Consider the following 19,302-nt stretch of genomic DNA (forward strand, 5'->3'; position numbering starts at 1 on the left):
GAGACATCGGCGCCCCTGCCTCCCGGACTACTCTCGAACAGCACGTTGCGCGTGCGCCGCAAGGGCCGGCGCGCCGCGGCGCCATCCAACGAGACATGGAGACAATACGATGAGCAGCAATCGAGGTGTCGTCTATCTTGGACCGGGCCAGGTCGAAGTCCAGAAAATCGATTATCCGAAGATGGTCGACCCGAGCGGCCGCGCGATCGGCCACGGCGTGATCCTGAAAGTGGTCAGCACGAACATCTGCGGCTCCGACCAGCACATGGTGCGCGGCCGGACGACCGCGCCGGTCGGCCTCGTGCTCGGTCACGAGATCACCGGCGAAGTGGTCGAAGTGGGCCGCGACGTCGAGACGCTGAAGCTCGGCGATCTCGTGTCGGTGCCGTTCAACGTCGCGTGCGGCCGCTGCGCGATGTGCAAGGACACGCATACGGGCGTGTGCCTGAACGTGAACCCGTCGCGTGCCGGCGGCGCGTACGGCTACGTCGACATGGGCGGCTGGATCGGCGGCCAGGCCGAGTACGTGCTCGTGCCGTATGCCGATTTCAACCTGCTGAAATTCCCGGATCGCGACCAGGCGATGGCGAAGATCCGTGACCTGACCTGCCTGTCCGACATTCTGCCGACCGGTTATCACGGTGCGGTGAGCGCCGGCGTGAAACCCGGTTCGACGGTCTATATCGCGGGCGCGGGCCCGGTCGGGATGGCGGCGGCCGCATCGGCTCGCCTGCTCGGCGCGGCCGTGACGATCGTCGGCGACATGAACGCGGAACGTCTCGCGCATGCGCGGGCGATGGGGTTCGAGACGGTCGATCTGTCCAAGGACGCGTCGCTCGGCGAGCAGATCGAGCAGATCCTCGGCGTGCCCGAGATCGACTGCGCGGTCGATTGCGTCGGCTTCGAGGCGCACGGCCACGGCTCGTCGGGCCATGCGGAGGAAGCGCCCGCGACGGTGCTGAACTCGCTGATGGAAATCACGCGCCCGGCCGGCGCGATCGGCATCCCGGGCCTGTACGTGACGGACGATCCGGGCGCGAAGGACAAGGCCGCGCAGCACGGCAGCCTGAGCATCCGCTTCGGCCTCGGCTGGGCGAAGTCGCATTCGTTCTTCACGGGCCAGACGCCGGTGCTCAAGTACAACCGCAACCTGATGCAGGCGATCCTGTTCGACCGGCTGCCGATCGCGAAGATCGTCAACGTCGAAGTGATCTCGCTCGATCAGGCGCCGGAAGGGTACAAGAAGTTCGACGGCGGCGCGCCGCGCAAATTCGTCATCGACCCGCATGGGTTGCTGGCGGCGTGATGCACTAGCGTTCGACACGCGCCACACGAAGCGGGCGGTTCCGGAAACGGGCCGCCCGTTTTCGTTGCCGGAGCAAAGGCGGGGCCGCGCAATTGCTGCGATAATCATCGCCCGTTCCCGAACCCTCCACCGCCGCGCGGCGGCGCTCCACGGATGGCCAAGTCACTTCCCCTCGCCGCGTTGCACACGTTCGTCGAAGTGGCGCGTTGCGGCAGCATGAAACAGGCGGCCGACCTGCTCTGCATTTCGCCGGGCGCCGTCAGCCAGCATGTCCGCAATCTCGAGGATCGCCTCGCCGTGCGCCTGTTCGAGCGCACCGGCCGCGAACTCGAGCTGACCGGCACCGGCCGCGCGCTGTTCGACCAGCTCGCCGGCGGCTTCAACGAGATCGAGGCCGCGTGGGCGAGCGTGCACGGCGCGAACCGGCGCATCGTCCGGCTCGCGGTGACGACCACCGCGTCGTTCGCGAACACGTGGCTCGTGCAGCGGCTCGGTTCGTTCCATGCCGCGTACCCCGAAATCGAAATCACCGTCGAGACGCGCGCGCAACTGGTCGACTTGCGCCGCGACTACGTCGACGTCGCGATCCGGCACGGGCTGGGCCGCTATCCCGGGCATGCATCGTTCCGCATCTGGACGCCGGAGCTGTGGCCCGTGTGCAGCCCGCAACTGCTGGATCCCGCGCGCCCGATCGACGCCCCCGCCGATTGCCTGTCGTACCCGCTGCTGCAGGACGCCGACCGCGCCGACTGGGTGCTGTGGCTGCGCACGCAGGGCATCGAGGACGCACGCGCGCCGCGCGGCGCGAGCTTCAGCGAGGATGCGTTGCTGATCAGGGCCGCGGTCGCCGGGCAGGGCATCGCGCTGGTGCGCGACATCTATGCGCGCGACGAAGTCGCGGCCGGGCGGCTGGTTCGCGTGCTGGCGCGGCCCTGGCCGACCGAGTTTTCTTATTACGTCGTATGCAGCGAAGTGCGCCAGCACGAGTGGAAGATCGCCGCGTTCCGCGACTGGCTGGCGCGGGAGATCGGCCGCGACGAGCGCGACGCCTCCGATCTACTGGCTTGACCCGCGCACGGCAGCCGAGGCGAAGCCCTTGAGCTTGCCGGTCGCGAGCGCCGTGCCGAGCAGGATGATCGCGCACCCGGCGACCGTCTGCACGGTGATCGTCTCGTGCAGGAAGATCGCGCCCCACACCACGCCGAAGACCGGAATCAGGAACGTGACCGACGCCGCGTATTGCGCGCCCGCACTGCGAAGCAGCCCGAAATACAGCAGGTAGGCCACCGCCGTGCAGATCGCGCCGAGCAACACCACCGCGATCCATGCGGACGCATGCACGGGACCGTGCGGCCACATCGGCAGCGCGAGCGGCACGAGTGCGACGGCCGCGAACAACTGGCTGCCGAACGCGGACACGAACGGCCGCACGTTCGCGAGCTTGCGCTTCGAGTAATGCGCCGCGAACCCGTACGACAGCGTCGCGAGCATCGCGGCGGCGATCGCGCTCGGCGCGCCGGGCGTGCCGGTGCCGAGCGCCGAACCGGCGAGCACGACGACCCCGGCGAAGCCGAGCGCGAGGCCGATCGCCTGCGGTTTCGTCAGCGGCGCGCGCAGCCACACGTACGCGACGATCGCGGTCCACAGCGGGGTCGTTGCATTCAGGATCGAATCGGTGCCGGCCGTCACGAACAGGGCCGCATAGGTCAGCAGGCAGAATGGCAGCGCCGAGTTCGCGATGCCGACGACGAACAGCGGCACGACGTGCGCGCGGAATTCGTGCCGCGCTTGCGCATCGCGCAGCACCGGGGACAACAGCACGGCCGCGATCGCGACGCGCAATGCGATCAGCGGGACGACGCCGAATTCCGGCGCGCCCATGCGCATGAACAGGAAGGACGCGCCCCAGATGGCAGCCAGGGTCACGAGCTGCAGTGCATTCATCGACAGACTCCGTTCGGTGGATCGGACTGCGCCGGCGTGCGATACGCGCCGGCGCGGGCGAATGACCCATTGAACGTCATGCGTCCGTCGCGGCACAAACGAGGTTTCGTGAGGGGCGGTTTAGAAAATTGAATCGACGGGCACGCGGGCCCGGATCGCGCGCTCAGTGGCCGCGATAGAGCTTCGCGAGTTCGGCGTTGCTGGCCGCGGCGCGACGTGTCCGCCCGGTGTGCAGGCTGACGCGGCGGATCGCACGCGTGCGATGGGCGGTGTCGCGGTTGCCTTTCCAGTCGGCGACGCGGACCGCGCCGGTGCGCGTCCGGTCAGGCGCGCGCAACGACGGCGCGGCCTGTGCAACCGCCATCCGGCGCGCGGGTTTGCCGGCGAGCGGGGCGTCCTGTGGCGGATTGGCCAGTGGCGGACGGGCTGCCACCGCCGTTTCATCGGTCGAATGAAACGGGTAGACGGGTGCCGGCACGACCGGTATCAATGGCTCGTTCGACGCTTGAAGTACGGCTCCGGTCGCGACGGCGCCCGGCACACCGGAGCCCCGACAGACGGGATCGGCCTTGCAGGTCTGGTCGACCATCACGTAGCCGCCGACCAGCAGCACGAGCGTCAGTATGCTCAGGATTGGCGCGCTCGATGCGCGCGGCCGCTGGAAAGCCGCGTTGCGCAGCGCTCGGGCGACGCGCGACGACCATGTATGGAACGACCGCGGCGCATGCGCGGCACGCGCGTCGGCCGGTGTGTGGCCAATCGACTCGAACGGCCAGTTCCACTGACCGCAGACGGGGCAATGCTCGAGCGCGCGGAACGCCACGAAACCGCATTCGCGGCAGCGGCAGCAAGCGGCGTGCCGCGATTCGGCGCGCGTGTTCAGCACGGCCCGCCAGGCATCGCGCGCGCGGACACGCCGGTTGGGCAGGACGCGCATCGTCAGCGACCGGCGCGCGCCATCGTCGGGTTACACATCGGCGGTCGTTCGCATGCGGTGTTCATGTCATTCTCCATAACATCGGACGCGTGGAACCCGTTCGTCCGCGGCTGCCTGCCGCTTCATTCTTGGTCGTTCGCGCGTGAAACGCAAGGCGCATGTCGCGCGTCGCGTGCCGCACATTTCGTGCCGCCCGTCTCGTGCTAGCCGCCGTGCCGTTGCCGGGACGCGAGCGTGCCGAGCGTCTCCAGCGCGCGCTCGACGGCCGGTGTCCACGGCCGCCCGTAGTTGAGCCGCAGATAGCGGCGAAAGCCGCCGGTCGCGGAGAAGATCGGCCCGGGCGCGATGCTGACACCGCTCTCCATCGCGTCGTCGAACAGGTGCATCGCATCCATGTGCGGCGGCAGTTCGATCCACAGAAAATATCCGCCGCGCGGCGCGAACACTTCGGTGTCAGCCGGAAAATACGCGCGCACGGCCGACAGCATCTGAGCCTGGTGCGCGGCGAGATTGCGTCGCAGCTTGCGCAGGAACCGGTCGTATGCGCCGTCGCGCAGGTAACTCGAAATCGCCATCTGCGCGGGTACGTCGGCGGCCGGCCCGCTCGCGCCTTTGGCCTGACGGATCTGCCGCACGAAGCGGCCGGCCGCGACCCAGCCGATCCGGAACCCGGGCGCGAGACATTTCGAGAACGACCCGCAATGCAGGACGAGCCCGCTGTCGTCATACAGTTTCGCGGGGCGCGTGGGGGCCGTGCCGAACTGCAGTTCGCCATACACGTCGTCCTCGATCAGCGGCACGCCGCGCGACGCGAGCAGCTCGATCAGCGCGCGCTTGCGCTCGTCGGTCAGCGTCGCGCCGGTCGGGTTGTGGAACGACGTCATGAACCAGCACGCGCGCACCGGATGCGTGTCGAGCGCTTCGGCGAGCGCGTCGAGATCGAGGCCCGTGCGCGGGTCGACCGGAATCTCGACGGCCTTCAGGTGCAGGCACTGGACGACCTGCAGCACCGCGTGGAATGCCGGCCGTTCGATCGCGACGATGTCGCCCGGGCGCGTCAGCGCCTGCAGGCTGAGCGTCAGTGCCTCGATCGCTCCCGTCGTGATGACGATCTCCTCCAGCGGCAGCGACGCGCCCGCATTCAGGTAACGCAACGCGATCTGGCGGCGCAGCGCGTCGTAGCCGGGCGGCAAGCCCGCCAATAGCTTGCCGCGGTCCATGTTGCGGGCGGCCGACGCGACGTGACGCCACAGGCTGCTCATCGGGAACAGCGAATAGCTCGCGAATGCCGAGCCGAGCGGCACGACGTCGTCGCATTTGAGCGAGTCGAGCAGGCGGAACAACGCGTCGTCGTCGCCGGTTTGTGCCGCACCTGGCTTGCGCGGCGGATCGTGGCCGAACCGCACGTGCTTGTCGGCCAGGTTCGCCACGAAATAGCCGGAGCGCGCCCGCGCGACGATCAGGCCCTCGCTTTCGAGCGCGTAGTACGCGCGAAACACGGTGGACGGACTCACGCGATACGCGCGGCATGCCGCTCGCACGGTCGGGATACGTGCGCCGGCCGCGAGGTCGCCGCGCCGGATGGCGTCCGCGATCGTCTGTGCCAGCACCGCATAGCGCTTCATGCTTGTCCCCCGGCCGATCGGGCCTCGATGACAAAGAGTAGTACGGCAGCCGTCACGTGCAAGCGCGCCCCAAATCGCTGATCCGTATGTTTCAGGCGTCCTCTGATCCTTTTCTTTCGTCTGACCAGAAGGCACACTCCCGCAAGTTTTGTTCCCGATGTCCGACCGATACGGAATTCACGCTGCCCGACGGCGGATCCGTGGCGCCCGCGCTTTCCGCGCGGGTCCTTTTCTGCGGCCGTCCCGTCCTTACCTTACCCGGAAGTATCCAGCGTGAAATTGAAGACCCTCGTCGCGGGCCTCGTGGCCGGCCTCGCCCTCAACCTGTTCAGCGGCGTGGCAGCCGCAGCCTGCGTCAACAATCCCGCCGCCCAGCCGAATGCGACGTTCCCCGCCGCGCTGACCGGCAAGCTCGTCTATCACAGCTACGTCAAGTACGGCGACGGCACGAGCCAGCTGTTCCTCTACGATTTCTCGGCCCGCACGCTGACGCAACTCAGCAAGAGCGCGTGGGGCATCACCGATCCGATGAACGGCGTGTTCAGTCCCGACGGCAAGTGGCTCGCGTTCATGGGCATCAGCAACGGCGCATGGAACGTGTTCATGCTGCAGCTCGGCGCCGGCACGCCGCCCGTCAACATGACGCACAGCACGGGCGCCACGCGCAACGAAGACCCGAAGTTCAGCGCGGACGGCAAGACGCTCGTGTTCAAGCAGAACGGCGACGTCAAGCAGGCGACGCTGTCGTACACGAGCGCGGGCCCGGTGTTCACGTCGATCGTGAGCCTGACGAACGCGCCGGCCGGCGCCGAATACTCGATGCCGTTCCTCGCGCCGGACGCGAGCGCCGTGTACTACGCGACCGGCACCGGCTCGAACATGGGGCTGATGAAGCGCACGATCGCGACCGGCGTCACCGCCGTGTTCGATCGTCCGGCCGGGCTGCAAACGTACTACCCGACCGTGCGTGCGGACGGCATGGTGTACTACGCGCGCTGGAAGGACAGCGGCGGGGCCGACCAGATCTACGCGAAGACGGCGGACCCGGCGTCGACGCCGAGCGCGCTGGCGCTCAACGACTGCATGAGCAACAACTCGGATCCGGCGCCTGTCAGTGGTACGAACTACCTGTTCTTCTCGTCGACGACGGCGGGCGGCTATCAGCTCTACGTCGGCGACGTGACGACCGGCCAGCGCTGGAGCCTGTCGCAGTTCGGCGTGAATGCGGATGCGACGAAGGCGAAGCTCGGGGCGAACTACTACGGCGGCCCGGCCGCGGCGCGCACGCTGCTGTCGCAAGGGCGGCCGGCCGCGGCGTCGGCGAGCTACAACGCGTCGCTCACGCCGGACAAGGCATTCGACGGCAACACGACGAGCACGCGCTGGGATTCGCCGGAAGGCGCGGGCGTGGATCCGCAGTGGATCTCGGTCGATCTCGGCGCGACGAAGACGATTAGCAGCATCGATCTGTACTGGGACGCGGGCGCGCTCGTCTACCAGATCCAGACGTCGAACGACAATGCGAACTGGACGACGATCTACTCGACGAGCAACGGCGTGTCGTACGGCCATGTGACGCTGCCGAACCTGAACGGGCAGGGCCGTTACGTGCGGATGCTCGGCACGAAGCGGGCGACGCAGTGGGGGTACTCGCTCGATGAAATGCAGGTGTGGGGATCGTGAGTACCAGCAAAAAGCGGCCTTGATTGAAGGCCGCTTTTTTTGCTTCAAATGCTGCCCGCTTCACGCATGCAGCACATGCGCCGGAAACGCCGGCGCTGCACTCGCCGCCCCCTGCGCGAGCGGCGCGACCTGCTTGCGGCGCTCGCGCGTCGGCGCGACGCCGAACGCGTCGCGATAGCTCTTGCTGAAGTGGCATGCCGACTGGAACCCGCACGCCATCGTGATGTGCATGATCGACATGTCGGTCTGCAGCAGCAGCTCGCGCGCGCGGCGCAGCCGCAACGTCAGGTAGTAGTGCGTCGGCGTCATCCCGAGATGCTCGCGGAAGAGGCGCTGCAACTGCCGCTGCGACATGTTCGCGAGCCGCGCGAGTTCCTCGCGCGACAGCGGCTCCTCGATGTTGTTCTCCATCAGCGCGATCACTTCGAACAACGACTTGTTTGCCGAGCCGAGGCGCGCGACGAGCGGCATGCGCTGCTGCGCGCTCGTGTCGCGCACGTGTTCGACGATGAACTGCTCGGCGATCTGCGTGACGCGTGCGGTGCCGACGCGCGCGGCGATCAGGTTCAGCATCATGTCGAGCGGCGCGACGCCGCCCGTGCACGTGATGCGGTCGCGGTCGATCACGAACAGTTCCTTCAGGAAGCGCGTGTCCGGAAACTCCTCCTTCAGCGCCGACATGTTCTCCCAGTGGATCGCGCATGCGTAGCCCGCGAGCAGCCCCGACTTCGCGAGCGCATAGGTGCCCGTGCACAGGCTGCCGAGCGGGATGCCCGCGCGCGCGAAGCGGCGCAGGGTCGAAAGATGGGCAGGCGTGGTCGCACGCTGCACGTCGACGCCGCCGCAGACGAACACGATGTCGGGTTGCCCCGCGCATTCGGCCGGGCCCGTATCGACCGTGAGGCCGTTGCTCGCCGTGACCGGGCCGCCGTCCGGACTGATCACCGACCAGCGGTAGAGCGGCTGGCCGCTCAGGTAGTTCGCCATCCGAAGCACCTCGATCGCATTGGTGAACGCGATCATCGTGAAGTTCGGTAAAGGCATGAACGCGAAGTGGGACAGCGACGCTGTGCGGTCGGGCGACATGGGGAGCGTTCCTTGAATCTCTAATAGCTTTTCGCCCGGGGCACGGATCGGGCTGCGGTATTGTGTGAGCGAGCGCAACAAGCGTGCCATACGGCTAAACCCTAGCTCCATACGTTGTCTGGGCGTAAGGCCGATGCTGCACTGCACCGTATCCGGGACAAGCCGCACCCCGAATGAGCGGCAAACGCACTGCCGGTGTGCGTGTCCATAGGTGAATCATCGATACCGTTTCGGCAGGTCATCCCGAAAAGCACGACCGGTCACTTGTATAAAACGGACGTGCATGGCGGAAAAGGCAAAGAACGCGTCTAAATTCATCAATCCGCCGAAAATCCGAACGACAAGAATAGAGCCGTCGGCAGCCTTGCACTGGACGAGCGGGAAACCCAGGCACGGCGGGCCTTGAGCTTCGGTTACAGCCCTTTATTCTTCGTCACGGACGCACTATGTCGAACACCCAGCCTTTCTTCTCGCAGCCCCTTGCCGAGCGCGACGCGCCGGTGCGCAGCGCCATCCTGAAGGAACTCGAGCGTCAGCAGTCGCAGGTCGAGCTGATCGCGTCGGAAAACATCGTGTCGCGCGCCGTGCTCGAGGCGCAGGGCTCGGTACTGACCAACAAGTACGCGGAAGGCTATCCCGGCAAGCGCTACTACGGCGGCTGCGAATTCGCCGATGAAGTCGAGGCGCTCGCGATCGACCGCGTGAAGCAGATCTTCAACGCCGGCTATGCGAACGTACAGCCGCACTCGGGCGCGCAGGCGAACGGCTCGGTGATGCTCGCGCTGGCGAAGCCGGGCGACACGGTGCTCGGCATGTCGCTCGACGCGGGTGGTCACCTGACGCACGGCGCGAAGCCGGCGCTGTCGGGCAAGTGGTTCAACGCGGTCCAGTACGGCGTGAACCGCGACACGATGCGCATCGATTACGACCAGGTCGAGGCGCTCGCGCACGAGCACAAGCCGAACCTCATCATCGCCGGCTTTTCGGCGTACCCGCGCGCGCTCGACTTCGCACGCTTTCGTGCGATCGCCGACAGCGTCGGCGCGAAGTTGATGGTCGACATGGCGCACATCGCGGGCGTGATCGCCGCGGGCCGCCACGCGAACCCGGTCGAGCACGCGCACGTCGTCACGTCGACCACGCACAAGACGCTGCGCGGCCCGCGCGGCGGCTTCGTGCTGACCAACGACGAGGAGATCGCGAAGAAGATCAACTCGGCCGTGTTCCCCGGCCTGCAAGGCGGCCCGCTGATGCACGTGATCGCCGGCAAGGCGGTGGCGTTCGGCGAGGTGCTGCACGCGGACTTCAAGACCTACATCGACAACGTGCTCGCGAACGCGCAGGCGCTCGGCGAAGTGCTGAAGGCCGGCGGCGTCGATCTCGTCACGGGCGGCACCGACAACCATCTGCTGCTGGTCGACCTGCGCCCGAAGGGCCTGAAAGGTGCGCCGGTCGAGCAGGCGCTGGAACGCGCGGGCATCACCTGCAACAAGAACGGCATCCCGTTCGACACCGAGAAGCCGACCGTCACGTCGGGCATTCGCCTCGGCACGCCGGCGGGGACGACGCGCGGTTTCGGCGTCGCGGAGTTCCGCGAGATCGGCCGCCTGATCCTCGAAGTGTTCGACGCGCTGCGCGCGAACCCGGAAGGGGACCACGCAACCGAACAGCGCGTGCGCCGCGAGATCTTCGCGCTGTGCGAGCGCTTCCCGATCTACTGATCGACCCCCACAAGAACAGTCACACGAGCGAGAGCAGATATGAGCACGCTGCATCAGGACAGCATCATCATCGACGGACTGAACATCTCGAAGTTCGAGAAGCCGGTGTTCGAGGACATGCGCCGTGGCGGCATCACGGCCGCGAACTGCACGGTGTCGGTGTGGGAGAACTTCACCAAGACCGTCGACAACATCGGCGTGATGAAGAAGAAGATCCGCGACAACGGCGAGCTGCTGACGCTCGTGCGCACGACGGACGACATCTTCCGCGCGAAGAAGGAAGGCAAGACCGGGATCATCCTGGGCTTCCAGAACGCGCATGCGTTCGAGGACAACCTCGGCTACATCGAAGCGTTCGCCGACATGGGCGTGCGCGTCGTGCAGCTTTGCTACAACACGCAGAACCTGGTCGGCACCGGTTGCTACGAGCGCGACGGCGGCCTGTCGGACTTCGGGCGCGAAGTGATCACCGAGATGAACCGCGTCGGCATCATGGTCGACCTGTCGCACGTGGGCGGCAACACGTCGTCGGAAGCGATCGCGTTCTCGAAGAAGCCGGTGTGCTATTCGCACTGCCTGCCGTCGGGCCTGAAGGAGCATCCGCGCAACAAGAGCGACGCGCAGCTGAAGGAGATCGCCGATGCGGGCGGCTTCGTCGGCGTGACGATGTTCGCGCCGTTCCTGAAGCGCGGGATCGAAGCGAACATCGACGACTACATCGAGGCGATCGACTACGTCGTGAACCTGATCGGCGAGGACGCGGTCGGCATCGGCACGGACTTCACGCAGGATTTCGCGAAGGAATTCTTCGACATGCTGACGCATGACAAGGGCCGCTATCGCCAACTGACGAACTTCGGCAAGGTGATCAACCCGGACGGCATCCGCACGATCGGCGAATTCCCGAACCTGACCGCCGCGATGGAGCGCCACGGCTGGAGCGAGTCGCGCATCCGCAAGATCATGGGCGAGAACTGGGTGCGCGTGTTCAAGGACGTGTGGGGCGCGTAAGCCCTCGCCGAGCCGAACCGCTCCCTTCGTTTCAACATAAAAAAATCGGGACGTGCCCGCGCAAGCAGCGTGGGCGCGCGGACGATGTCGCGCCGGCGCACCGAGCCGCGCGGCCACTTTCCTCACGGAGTCACCACGATGCAACCGCAACTGCCGATCAACGTCGATCCCGATACCGGCGTCTGGACCACCGACGCGCTGCCGATGCTGTACGTGCCGCGCCACTTCTTCACGAACAACCACGTCGCCGTCGAGGAAGCGCTCGGCGTCGAAGCGTATGCCGAAATCCTCTACAAGGCCGGCTACAAGTCCGCGTACCACTGGTGCGACAAGGAAGCGAAGCTGCACGGCCTGACCGGCATGGCCGTGTTCGAGCACTACCTGAAGCGCCTGTCGCAACGCGGCTGGGGCCTGTTCTCGATCATCGAGGCCGATCCGGCGAGCGCCCGCGCGAAGATCGAACTGCGCCACTCGTCGTTCGTGCTCCAGCAGCCGGGCAAGGAAGGCAAGCTCTGCTACATGTTCGCGGGCTGGTTCGCCGGTGCGATGGACTGGGTCAACGACACGACGCCGGAAGGCAAGGGCGCGCCGCGCGCGCAATCGAAGGAAGTGCAGTGTGCGGCCGAGCATCACGACCACTGCGTCTTCGAAGTGTCGCCGATCGCGCACTGACGCATTGATTCACTGAAACAGAACAACACCCGCAACACGAGACATTCGAACGCCAGAGGTCGCCAGCGATGCGTTATCCCCACCTGTTCAAACCCATGCAGCTGAACCAGCTGACGCTGCGCAACCGGATCGTCAGCACCGCGCACGCGGAGGTGTACGCCGAGCCGGGCGGCCTGCCGGGCGACCGCTATATCCGCTACTACGAAGAAAAGGCGAAGGGCGGCGTCGGCCTGGCCATCTGCGGCGGTTCGAGCCCGGTGTCGATCGACAGCCCGCAGGGCTGGTGGAAATCGGTGAACCTGTCGACCGACAAGATCATCGACCCGCTCACGCGCCTGGCCGACACGATGCACAAGCACGGCGCGAAAATCATGATCCAGGCGACGCACATGGGCCGCCGCTCGTCGTTCCACGGCGAGCACTGGCCGCACCTGATGTCGCCGTCGGGCGTGCGCGAACCCGTGCACCGCGGCAATGCGAAGATCATCGAGATCGAGGAAATCCGCCGCATCATCGGTGATTTCGCGGCGGCCGCGAAGCGCGTGAAGGCGGCCGGCATGGACGGCATCGAAATCTCCGCCGCGCACCAGCACCTGATCGACCAGTTCTGGAGCAAGCGTTCGAACCATCGCACCGACGAATGGGGCGGCAGCCTCGAAAACCGCCTGCGCTTCGGCATCGAAGTGCTGACGGCCGTGCGCGAGGCGGTCGGCAAGGATTTCTGCGTCGGCCTGCGCATGTGCGGCGACGAATTCCACGAGGACGGCCTCGATCACGAGGCGCTGAAGGAAATCGCGCAGGCGATGTCGGAGACGGGCCTGATCGACTACCTGAGCGTGGTCGGCTCGGGCGGCGACACGCACAACACGATCGCCAACTGCATGCCGCCGATGGCGTTGCCGCCGGAGCCGTTCGTGCACCTCGCGGCCGGCATCAAGTCGGTCGTGAAGATTCCGGTGATGCACGCGCAGAGCATCCGCGATGCGGGCCAGGCCGAGCGCCTGCTCGCAAACGGGATGATCGACCTGGTCGGCATGACGCGCGCGCAGATCGCCGATCCGCACATGGTGATCAAGATTCGCGACGGCCGCGAGGACGAAATCAAGCAGTGCGTCGGCGCGAACTACTGCATCGACCGCCAGTACAACGGCCTCGACGTGCTGTGCATCCAGAACGCGGCGACGTCGCGCGAAGCGACGATGCCGCACATCATCGAGAAGTCGCGCGGCCCGAAGCGCAAGGTCGTGGTGGTCGGCGCGGGCCCCGCGGGCCTGGAGGCGGCGCGTGTCGCGAAGCTGCGCGGCCACGACGTCGTGCTGTTCGAGAAGAACGCGGAAGTGGGCGGCCAGGTGATGATCGCCGCGAAGGCGCCGCAGCGCGAGCAGATGTCGGGGATCATCCGCTGGTTCGACATGGAAACGAAGCGTCTGGGCGTCGACCGGCGCCTCGGCGTGGCCGCCGACGAGAAGATGATCATGGCCGAGAAGCCGGACATCGTCGTGCTCGCGACGGGCGGGTCGAGCTTCACGTGGCAGGTGCCGGCGTGGGGCGTGGCCGAAGGCCTCGCGGTCAGCTCGTGGGACATCCTGACCGGCAAGGTCGAGCCGAAGCAGAACGTGCTGCTGTTCGACGGCGTGAGCACGCATGCCGGCGCGGGCGTGGCCGACTTCATGGCGAGCCGTGGCTCGAAGGTCGAGGTGGTGACGCCCGACGTGAAGGTGGCCGACGACTGCGGCGGCACGACGTTCCCGATTTTCTACCGTCGCCTGTACGCGTTCGGCGTGATTCCGACGCCGAACACGATGCTCGATCGCGTCTATGAAGAGAACGGCAAGATGATCGCCGTGCTGCGCAACGAGTACACCGAGGAGCTGGAAGAGCGCGCGGTCGACCAGGTGGTGATCGAGAACGGTTCGTCGCCGAACGACGAGCTGTACTGGAAGCTCAAGCCGGAATCGGTGAACCGCGGCCAGATCGATCCGCACACGCTGTTCGCGGCCGAGCCGCAACCGTGCCTGTCGGAAGAGCTCGGCAACGGCCGTTTCCTGCTGTTCCGTGTCGGCGACTGCATCTCGATGCACAACGTCCACGGTGCGATCTACGACTCGCTGCGTCTCGTGAAGGATTTCTAAAAGATGAACCCTTCCTTCCTCATTACCGCCCTGTTGTGGCTGTCGGTGGCGGGGCTCGCGTTCGCGGTCGCGAAGCGCTCGTCCTACTGGCGTCTGGGCCGCGCGACGGCGCCCGGCTCGTTCGGCGTCGCGAACCTGTTCGCGATTCCGAAGCGTTATTTCGTCGACCTGCACCACGTGGTCGCCCGCGATCCGTACATCGCGAAGACTCACGTCGCGACCGCCGGCGGCGCGATCGGCGCGCTCGCGCTGGTGTTCGTCAACTACGGCCTCGCGATCTACTCGCCGTGGCTCGACAAGCTGATCTTCGTCGCGGCGCTCGCGATGCTGGTCGGCGCGGTGTTCGTGTGGCGCCGCCGCGCGGCGAAGGACGTGCCGGCGCGCCTGTCGCGCGGCCCGTGGAACACGCTGCCCTGGCTGCTCGGTTCGTTCGCGCTCGGCCTCGTGCTGTTCATGCTGGTACCGACCGGCGCGATGTCGGGCGCGTTCGCGGTGCTCTGCGCGCTGCTGATCGGCATCGGCGCGTTCACGATGACGGTCGGCGCCGCGAAGGGCGGCCCGATGAAGCACGCGATCGCCGGCCTGCTGCATCTCGCGTTCCACCCGCGCCAGGAGCGTTTCGCGGCCACCCGTGAATCGTTCACCGGCAACGGCACGGCCACGCCGCCGACCGCACTGAAGCTGCCGGACATCGAGCATCAGGAGTACGGCGTCGCGAAGCCGGTCGAATTCCGCTGGAATCAGTTGCTGAGCTTCGACGCATGCGTGCAGTGCGGCAAGTGCGAAGCCGCGTGCCCCGCGTTCGCGTCGGGCCAGCCGCTGAATCCGAAGAAGCTGATCCAGGATCTCGTGGTCGGGATGGCCGGCGGCACCGATGCGGCGTACGCGGGCAGCCCGTCGCCGGGCCTCCCGGTCGGCCAGCATCGCGGCGAGCCGAACGGCCCGATCGTGTCGGGCCTGATCGAGGAGCAGACGCTGTGGTCGTGCACGACCTGTCGCGCATGCGTGCAGGAATGCCCGATGCTGATCGAGCACGTCGACGCGATCGTCGACATGCGCCGCAACCGCACGCTCGTGCACGGCACGGTGCCGGGCAAGGGCCAGGAAGTGCTCGCGAACCTGCGCGAGACGGGCACGATGGGCGGCTACGACACGGCCGCGCGCTACGACTGGTCGGTCGACCTGAGCGCGCCGGTCGCGCAGCCGGGCAAGCCGGTCGACGTGCTGTTCGTCGCGGGCGAAGGCGCGTTCGACATGCGCTACCAGCGTACGCTGCGCGCGTTCGTGAAGGTGCTGAACAAGGCGGGCGTCGATTACGCGGTGCTTGGCCCGACCGAGACCGATACGGGCGACGTCGCCCGCCGGCTCGGCGACGAAGCGACGTTCCAGCAGATGGCGAAGCGCCTGATCGGCACGCTCGGCACGCTGTCGTACCAGCAGATCGTGACGGCCGACCCGCACGTGATGCACAGCCTGCGCAACGAATACCGTGCGCTCGGACTGCGCGTGACGGTCAAGCATCACACGACCTATCTGGCCGAACTCGCCGACAGCGGCAAGATCGCGCCGAAGGTGGTCGAGGCGCTGCAGGAGAAGCGCACCACGTATCACGATCCGTGCTACCTCGGCCGCTACAACGGCGAGATCGAAGCACCGCGCAAGCTGTTGAAGACGATCGGCATCCAGGTCGTCGAGATGGAGCGCAACGGCATGCGCGGCCGCTGCTGCGGCGGTGGCGGCGGTGCGCCGCTGACCGACATCCCCGGCAAGCAGCGCATTCCGGACATCCGCATCGCCGACGCGCGCACGATCGGCGCGGACGTGGTCGCGGTGGCTTGCCCGAACTGCACGGCCATGCTCGAAGGTGTCGTGGGCCCGCGCCCCGACGTGCTCGACGTCGCCGAACTCGTCGCTGCCTCGCTGGAGTGAATCGATGAATACGATCAAACGAATCGATCCGCGCCGGCCGTTCATCATCACGGCCGCCGGCCTGAAGCGCATCACGCTCGGCGAGGAAGGCAGCGCCGATGCGAACGCCGCGCAGTGGTCCGCGCACGGTCATGGCGCCGCGGCCGCGAAGCCGCGCCGCGCGCTGCAGGACCCGAAGCACGTGATGCTGGTGGTCGCGCACAGCGAACGCGGCGCGCTCGACGACCATTCGCGGCAGGCGATTGCCGCTGCCGCCGTGCTCGCCGATGCGCAGACCGAAGTCGCGCTGCTCGCGTTCGGCGAACTGAAGGATGACGTCGCGGAACTCGGCGTCGACAAGCTGATCGAGCTGGCCGGCTTCGATCGCCGTGCGTTCGATCCCGAAAGCGAACTGCAAGCATTGCAGGCCTGCGTGGCCGCGCTCGCACCGAAGCACGTGTTCGTGCCCGACAACGCGACGGGCGATGGCGATCTCGGCCGGCGTTACGCGGCGGCCGCCGGCGCGAGCGTCGCGACCCACGTCGTCGAAATCGACGCGAAGCATGTGGGCGCGTATGCGCAGGCCGGGCGTGCATTTGCCACCCGGGCGCTGCCCGACGTGATCCTGCTCGCGCAGAACGCGGTGGACGCGAAGCTGCCGTTCGTCGGTGCGGGCGAGCGCGTCGCCGCCGACTTCATTCGCCCGGCGCGGGATGCCGCGCAGCCGTACCGCGATCTCGGCCTCGACGAAATCGACGCAGCCCAGGTCGCGCTCGAGGAAGCCGATTTCATCGTGTCGGCCGGCAACGGCGTGTCCGACATCGGCGCGTTCGAGCGGCTGGCCGGCGTGTTCGGCGCGGCGATCGGCGCGAGCCGCGTCGCGGTCGACAACGGCCACTTCACGCGCGACAAGCAGGTCGGCGCGACCGGCAAGACGGTCGAGGCGAGCGTGTACATCGCGTTCGGCATCTCGGGCGCGGTGCAGCACCTGCAGGGGATCAAGGACTGCCGCCACGTGATCGCGGTCAACCTCGACGGCAGCGCGCCGATCGCGAAGCGCGCGAACCTGACGGTGGTCGGCGACGCGCAGGCGACGATCGCCGCGCTGATCGAACAGGTCCAGGCCGCGCGGGCCGCGCGCGGCGAATCGCCGGCCGTGGTCGGTACCCGTGAACCCGAAGGAGTCGCCGCATGAACGCCCCTCGTCCCTTGCAACGCATCGCGGTGCTCGTGTCCGTCGGCCGGCATCCGGTCAGCGGCGTCGCGCGCTACAGCCGCAACGATGCGGCCGCGCTCGAAACCGGCCGGCAGCTCGCCGACAAGCATCGCGCGACGCTCGATGTGATTCATGCCGGCGACCCCGCGAATGCGGCGCTCGCCGAGTATCTGGCGCTCGGTGCGCGAGAGGTCGAAGTGCTGGCCTGCCGCGACGGCGACGATGCCGTGCACGCACTCGCCGCGCGCCTCGACGGCTACGACCTCGTGCTGACCGGCACGCGCGCCGAGGGCGCGTACGACACCGGGATGCTGCCGTATCGCATCGCCGCGGCGCTCGGCTATCCGCTCGTGGGCTCGGCCGTCGACGTGACGGTCGACGGCGGCCGCGCGGCGGTTCGGCAATTTTTGCCGAAAGGGCTGCGGCGGCGTGTCGACGCGGCGCTGCCGGCCGTCGTCGCCGTGCATCCGCTTGCGAGCGTGGAGCCGCGCTATGCGTATGCACGGCTGCGCGCCGGCGCGATCCGGCCCGCGCTCGCGGCGCCCGGCGCGGACGCCGATGCGGCCGCGTGGACGGTCGGCCCGGTCGAGCGTAAACCCGTAAAGCTGGTCGCCGCCGAGAAGCGCTCCGGGCATGCGCGGATGCTGTCCGCGACGACGACCGAAAGCCGTGGCGGCAACGTCGTAAATGAAGGGAGTTCGGTCGAAAAAGCACAAGTGATCCTCGCGTATTTGCGCGAGCATCAGCTCATCGACTACTGATTTTGATGCCTGTCGGCAAGAACCCAGGGATGCAAGGAATCCGGAGCAAACGATGAAAGTATCGGCAGACATTCGTGCATTGATCGAGCGGCGCAAGGAAGGGCACAGCCTCGACGCACCGTTCTACACGAGCGAGGACATCTTCGCGCTCGACATGGAGGCGATTTTCCGCCAGCACTGGATCCAGGTGGCGATCGAACCGGACATTCCCGAGCCGGGCGACTACGTGACCGTGGAGCTGGGCAGCGATTCGATCCTGATCGTGCGCGACGACGACATGGCGATCCGCGCGTTCCACAACGTGTGCCGTCACCGCGGCGCGCGCCTGTGCAACGAAGATAAAGGCTCGGTCGGCAACATCGTGTGCCCGTACCACAGCTGGACCTACAACCTGACGGGCCAGCTGATGTTCGCCGAGCACATGGGCGAGAAGTTCGATCGCTGCAAGCACAGCCTGAAGTCGGTGCACGTCGAGAATCTCGCGGGCCTGATCTTCATCTGCCTCGCGGACGAGCCACCGGTCGATTTCGCGCAGATGCGCGCCGAGATGGAGCCGTACCTGCTGCCGCACGACCTGCCGAACACGAAGATCGCCGCGCAGATCGACATCATCGAGGAAGGCAACTGGAAGCTCACGATGGAGAACAACCGCGAGTGCTATCACTGCGTCGCGAACCATCCGGAGCTGACGATCTCGCTGTACGAATACGGCTTCGGCTACCAGCGTTCCGACGCGAACGCCGAAGGCATGGACGCATTCGCCGAAACGTGCGTGCGGCGCGGCAAGGAGTGGGCCGAGATGGGCCTGCCGTCCGCCGAAATCGAAAAGCTGCTCGACGTGACGGGTTTCCGCACGCAGCGCCTGCCGCTCGACCGTCATGGCGAATCGCAGACGCTCGATGCGAAGGTCGCGTCGAAGAAGCTGCTCGGCGGCTTCGACAAGGCCGATCTCGGCGGGCTGTCGTTCTGGACGCAGCCGAACTCGTGGCACCACTTCATGAGCGATCACATCGTGACGTTCTCGGTGATCCCGCTGTCGGCCGGCAAGACGCTCGTGCGCACGAAGTGGCTCGTGCACAAGGACGCGAAGGAAGGCATCGACTACGACGTGAAGAACCTCACGGCCGTGTGGAACGCGACCAACGACCAGGATCGCGCGCTCGTCGAATTCTCGCAGCGCGGCGCGACCAGCAGCGCGTACGAGCCGGGCCCGTATTCGCCGTACACGGAAGGTCTCGTCGAAAAATTCTCGGCCTGGTACATCGGCCGGCTCGCCGAAAAAACCGGCGCGTAGTACTTA

Annotated in this window: 16 protein-coding genes; 12 read left to right on the top strand and 4 right to left on the bottom strand. The window is 67.0% G+C overall.

Features of this window, described 5'->3' with window-relative positions; genetic code table 11:
* Positions 1–109: 109 nt before the first annotated feature.
* Both fdhA and H0X90_RS18805 read left to right on the top strand, forming a co-directional pair.
* Positions 110–1,306, top strand: a complete 1,197-nt coding sequence (gene fdhA / locus H0X90_RS18800) for a formaldehyde dehydrogenase, glutathione-independent (RefSeq protein ID WP_006488979.1) — start codon at positions 110–112, stop codon at positions 1,304–1,306.
* 153 nt (positions 1,307–1,459) lie between these two features.
* Positions 1,460–2,374, top strand: coding sequence for a LysR substrate-binding domain-containing protein (locus H0X90_RS18805; protein ID WP_006488990.1), 915 nt, complete (start codon positions 1,460–1,462; stop codon positions 2,372–2,374).
* Here H0X90_RS18805 and H0X90_RS18810 read toward each other — a convergent pair.
* Positions 2,363–3,250, bottom strand: coding sequence for a DMT family transporter (locus H0X90_RS18810; RefSeq protein WP_006498738.1), 888 nt, complete (start codon positions 3,248–3,250; stop codon positions 2,363–2,365). The genes H0X90_RS18805 and H0X90_RS18810 overlap by 12 nt on opposite strands.
* A 163-nt stretch (positions 3,251–3,413) precedes the next feature.
* Complete coding sequence (locus H0X90_RS18815; protein WP_060263887.1) at positions 3,414–4,187, bottom strand: hypothetical protein; 774 nt, start codon at positions 4,185–4,187, stop codon at positions 3,414–3,416.
* Here H0X90_RS18815 and H0X90_RS35770 point away from each other — a divergent pair.
* Positions 4,107–4,394 (top strand): hypothetical protein, encoded by a 288-nt coding sequence (locus tag H0X90_RS35770; RefSeq protein WP_227739688.1) that lies wholly within the window; start codon positions 4,107–4,109, stop codon positions 4,392–4,394. The genes H0X90_RS18815 and H0X90_RS35770 overlap by 81 nt on opposite strands.
* Here H0X90_RS35770 and H0X90_RS18820 read toward each other — a convergent pair.
* Complete coding sequence (locus tag H0X90_RS18820) at positions 4,391–5,812, bottom strand: PLP-dependent aminotransferase family protein (protein WP_006498742.1); 1,422 nt, start codon at positions 5,810–5,812, stop codon at positions 4,391–4,393. The two genes, H0X90_RS35770 and H0X90_RS18820, sit on opposite strands and share 4 nt — an antisense overlap.
* Positions 5,813–6,085: 273 nt before the next feature.
* Between H0X90_RS18820 and H0X90_RS18825 the strand changes: the two genes are divergently transcribed.
* Positions 6,086–7,495, top strand: a complete 1,410-nt coding sequence (locus H0X90_RS18825; RefSeq protein WP_006488982.1) for a discoidin domain-containing protein — start codon at positions 6,086–6,088, stop codon at positions 7,493–7,495.
* Between the two features lie 60 nt (positions 7,496–7,555).
* On the opposite strand, the gene H0X90_RS18830 is transcribed toward H0X90_RS18825, so the two are convergent.
* A complete protein-coding gene (locus H0X90_RS18830) occupies positions 7,556–8,671 on the bottom strand; it encodes a GlxA family transcriptional regulator (protein ID WP_077175816.1) in 1,116 nt (371 codons plus the stop codon).
* Positions 8,672–9,027: 356 nt separating this feature from the next.
* On the opposite strand from H0X90_RS18830, the gene H0X90_RS18835 reads away from it, so the two are divergent.
* The 8 genes from H0X90_RS18835 to H0X90_RS18870 all read left to right on the top strand — a co-directional run bounded on the left by H0X90_RS18835 (position 9,028) and on the right by H0X90_RS18870 (position 19,296).
* Positions 9,028–10,302, top strand: coding sequence for a serine hydroxymethyltransferase (locus H0X90_RS18835; protein ID WP_006488995.1), 1,275 nt, complete (start codon positions 9,028–9,030; stop codon positions 10,300–10,302).
* A 39-nt stretch (positions 10,303–10,341) separates the two neighbouring features.
* Positions 10,342–11,313 carry a dipeptidase gene (locus H0X90_RS18840; RefSeq protein ID WP_077189106.1) on the top strand — a complete coding sequence of 324 codons (972 nt, stop codon included), beginning with the start codon at positions 10,342–10,344 and terminating at the stop codon, positions 11,311–11,313.
* A 138-nt stretch (positions 11,314–11,451) separates the two neighbouring features.
* Positions 11,452–11,985: a DUF5943 domain-containing protein gene (locus H0X90_RS18845; protein WP_006488993.1), complete on the top strand. Its 534-nt coding sequence runs from the start codon at positions 11,452–11,454 to the stop codon at positions 11,983–11,985.
* Between the two features lie 68 nt (positions 11,986–12,053).
* Positions 12,054–14,117, top strand: a complete 2,064-nt coding sequence (locus H0X90_RS18850; protein WP_006488987.1) for an NADH:flavin oxidoreductase — start codon at positions 12,054–12,056, stop codon at positions 14,115–14,117.
* Between the two features lie 3 nt (positions 14,118–14,120).
* On the top strand, positions 14,121–16,046 hold the full coding sequence (locus H0X90_RS18855; RefSeq protein ID WP_077189105.1) for a (Fe-S)-binding protein: 1,926 nt from the start codon (positions 14,121–14,123) through the stop codon (positions 16,044–16,046).
* 4 nt (positions 16,047–16,050) lie between these two features.
* Entirely contained in the window at positions 16,051–17,220 is a 1,170-nt protein-coding gene (locus H0X90_RS18860) for an electron transfer flavoprotein subunit alpha/FixB family protein (RefSeq protein WP_077189104.1), read from the top strand.
* Entirely contained in the window at positions 17,217–18,002 is a 786-nt protein-coding gene (locus H0X90_RS18865; protein WP_006491387.1) for an electron transfer flavoprotein subunit beta/FixA family protein, read from the top strand. The genes H0X90_RS18860 and H0X90_RS18865 overlap by 4 nt, the downstream gene beginning before the upstream one ends.
* A 52-nt stretch (positions 18,003–18,054) precedes the next feature.
* The gene (locus H0X90_RS18870; RefSeq protein WP_006486272.1) at positions 18,055–19,296 is read left to right on the top strand and encodes an SRPBCC family protein; all 1,242 of its coding nucleotides are present in this window, start codon (positions 18,055–18,057) and stop codon (positions 19,294–19,296) included.
* Positions 19,297–19,302 lie beyond the last annotated feature (6 nt).

Source organism: Burkholderia sp. 9775_39, assembly GCF_015712225.1.
Classification (GTDB): Bacteria; Pseudomonadota; Gammaproteobacteria; order Burkholderiales; family Burkholderiaceae; genus Burkholderia; species Burkholderia cenocepacia.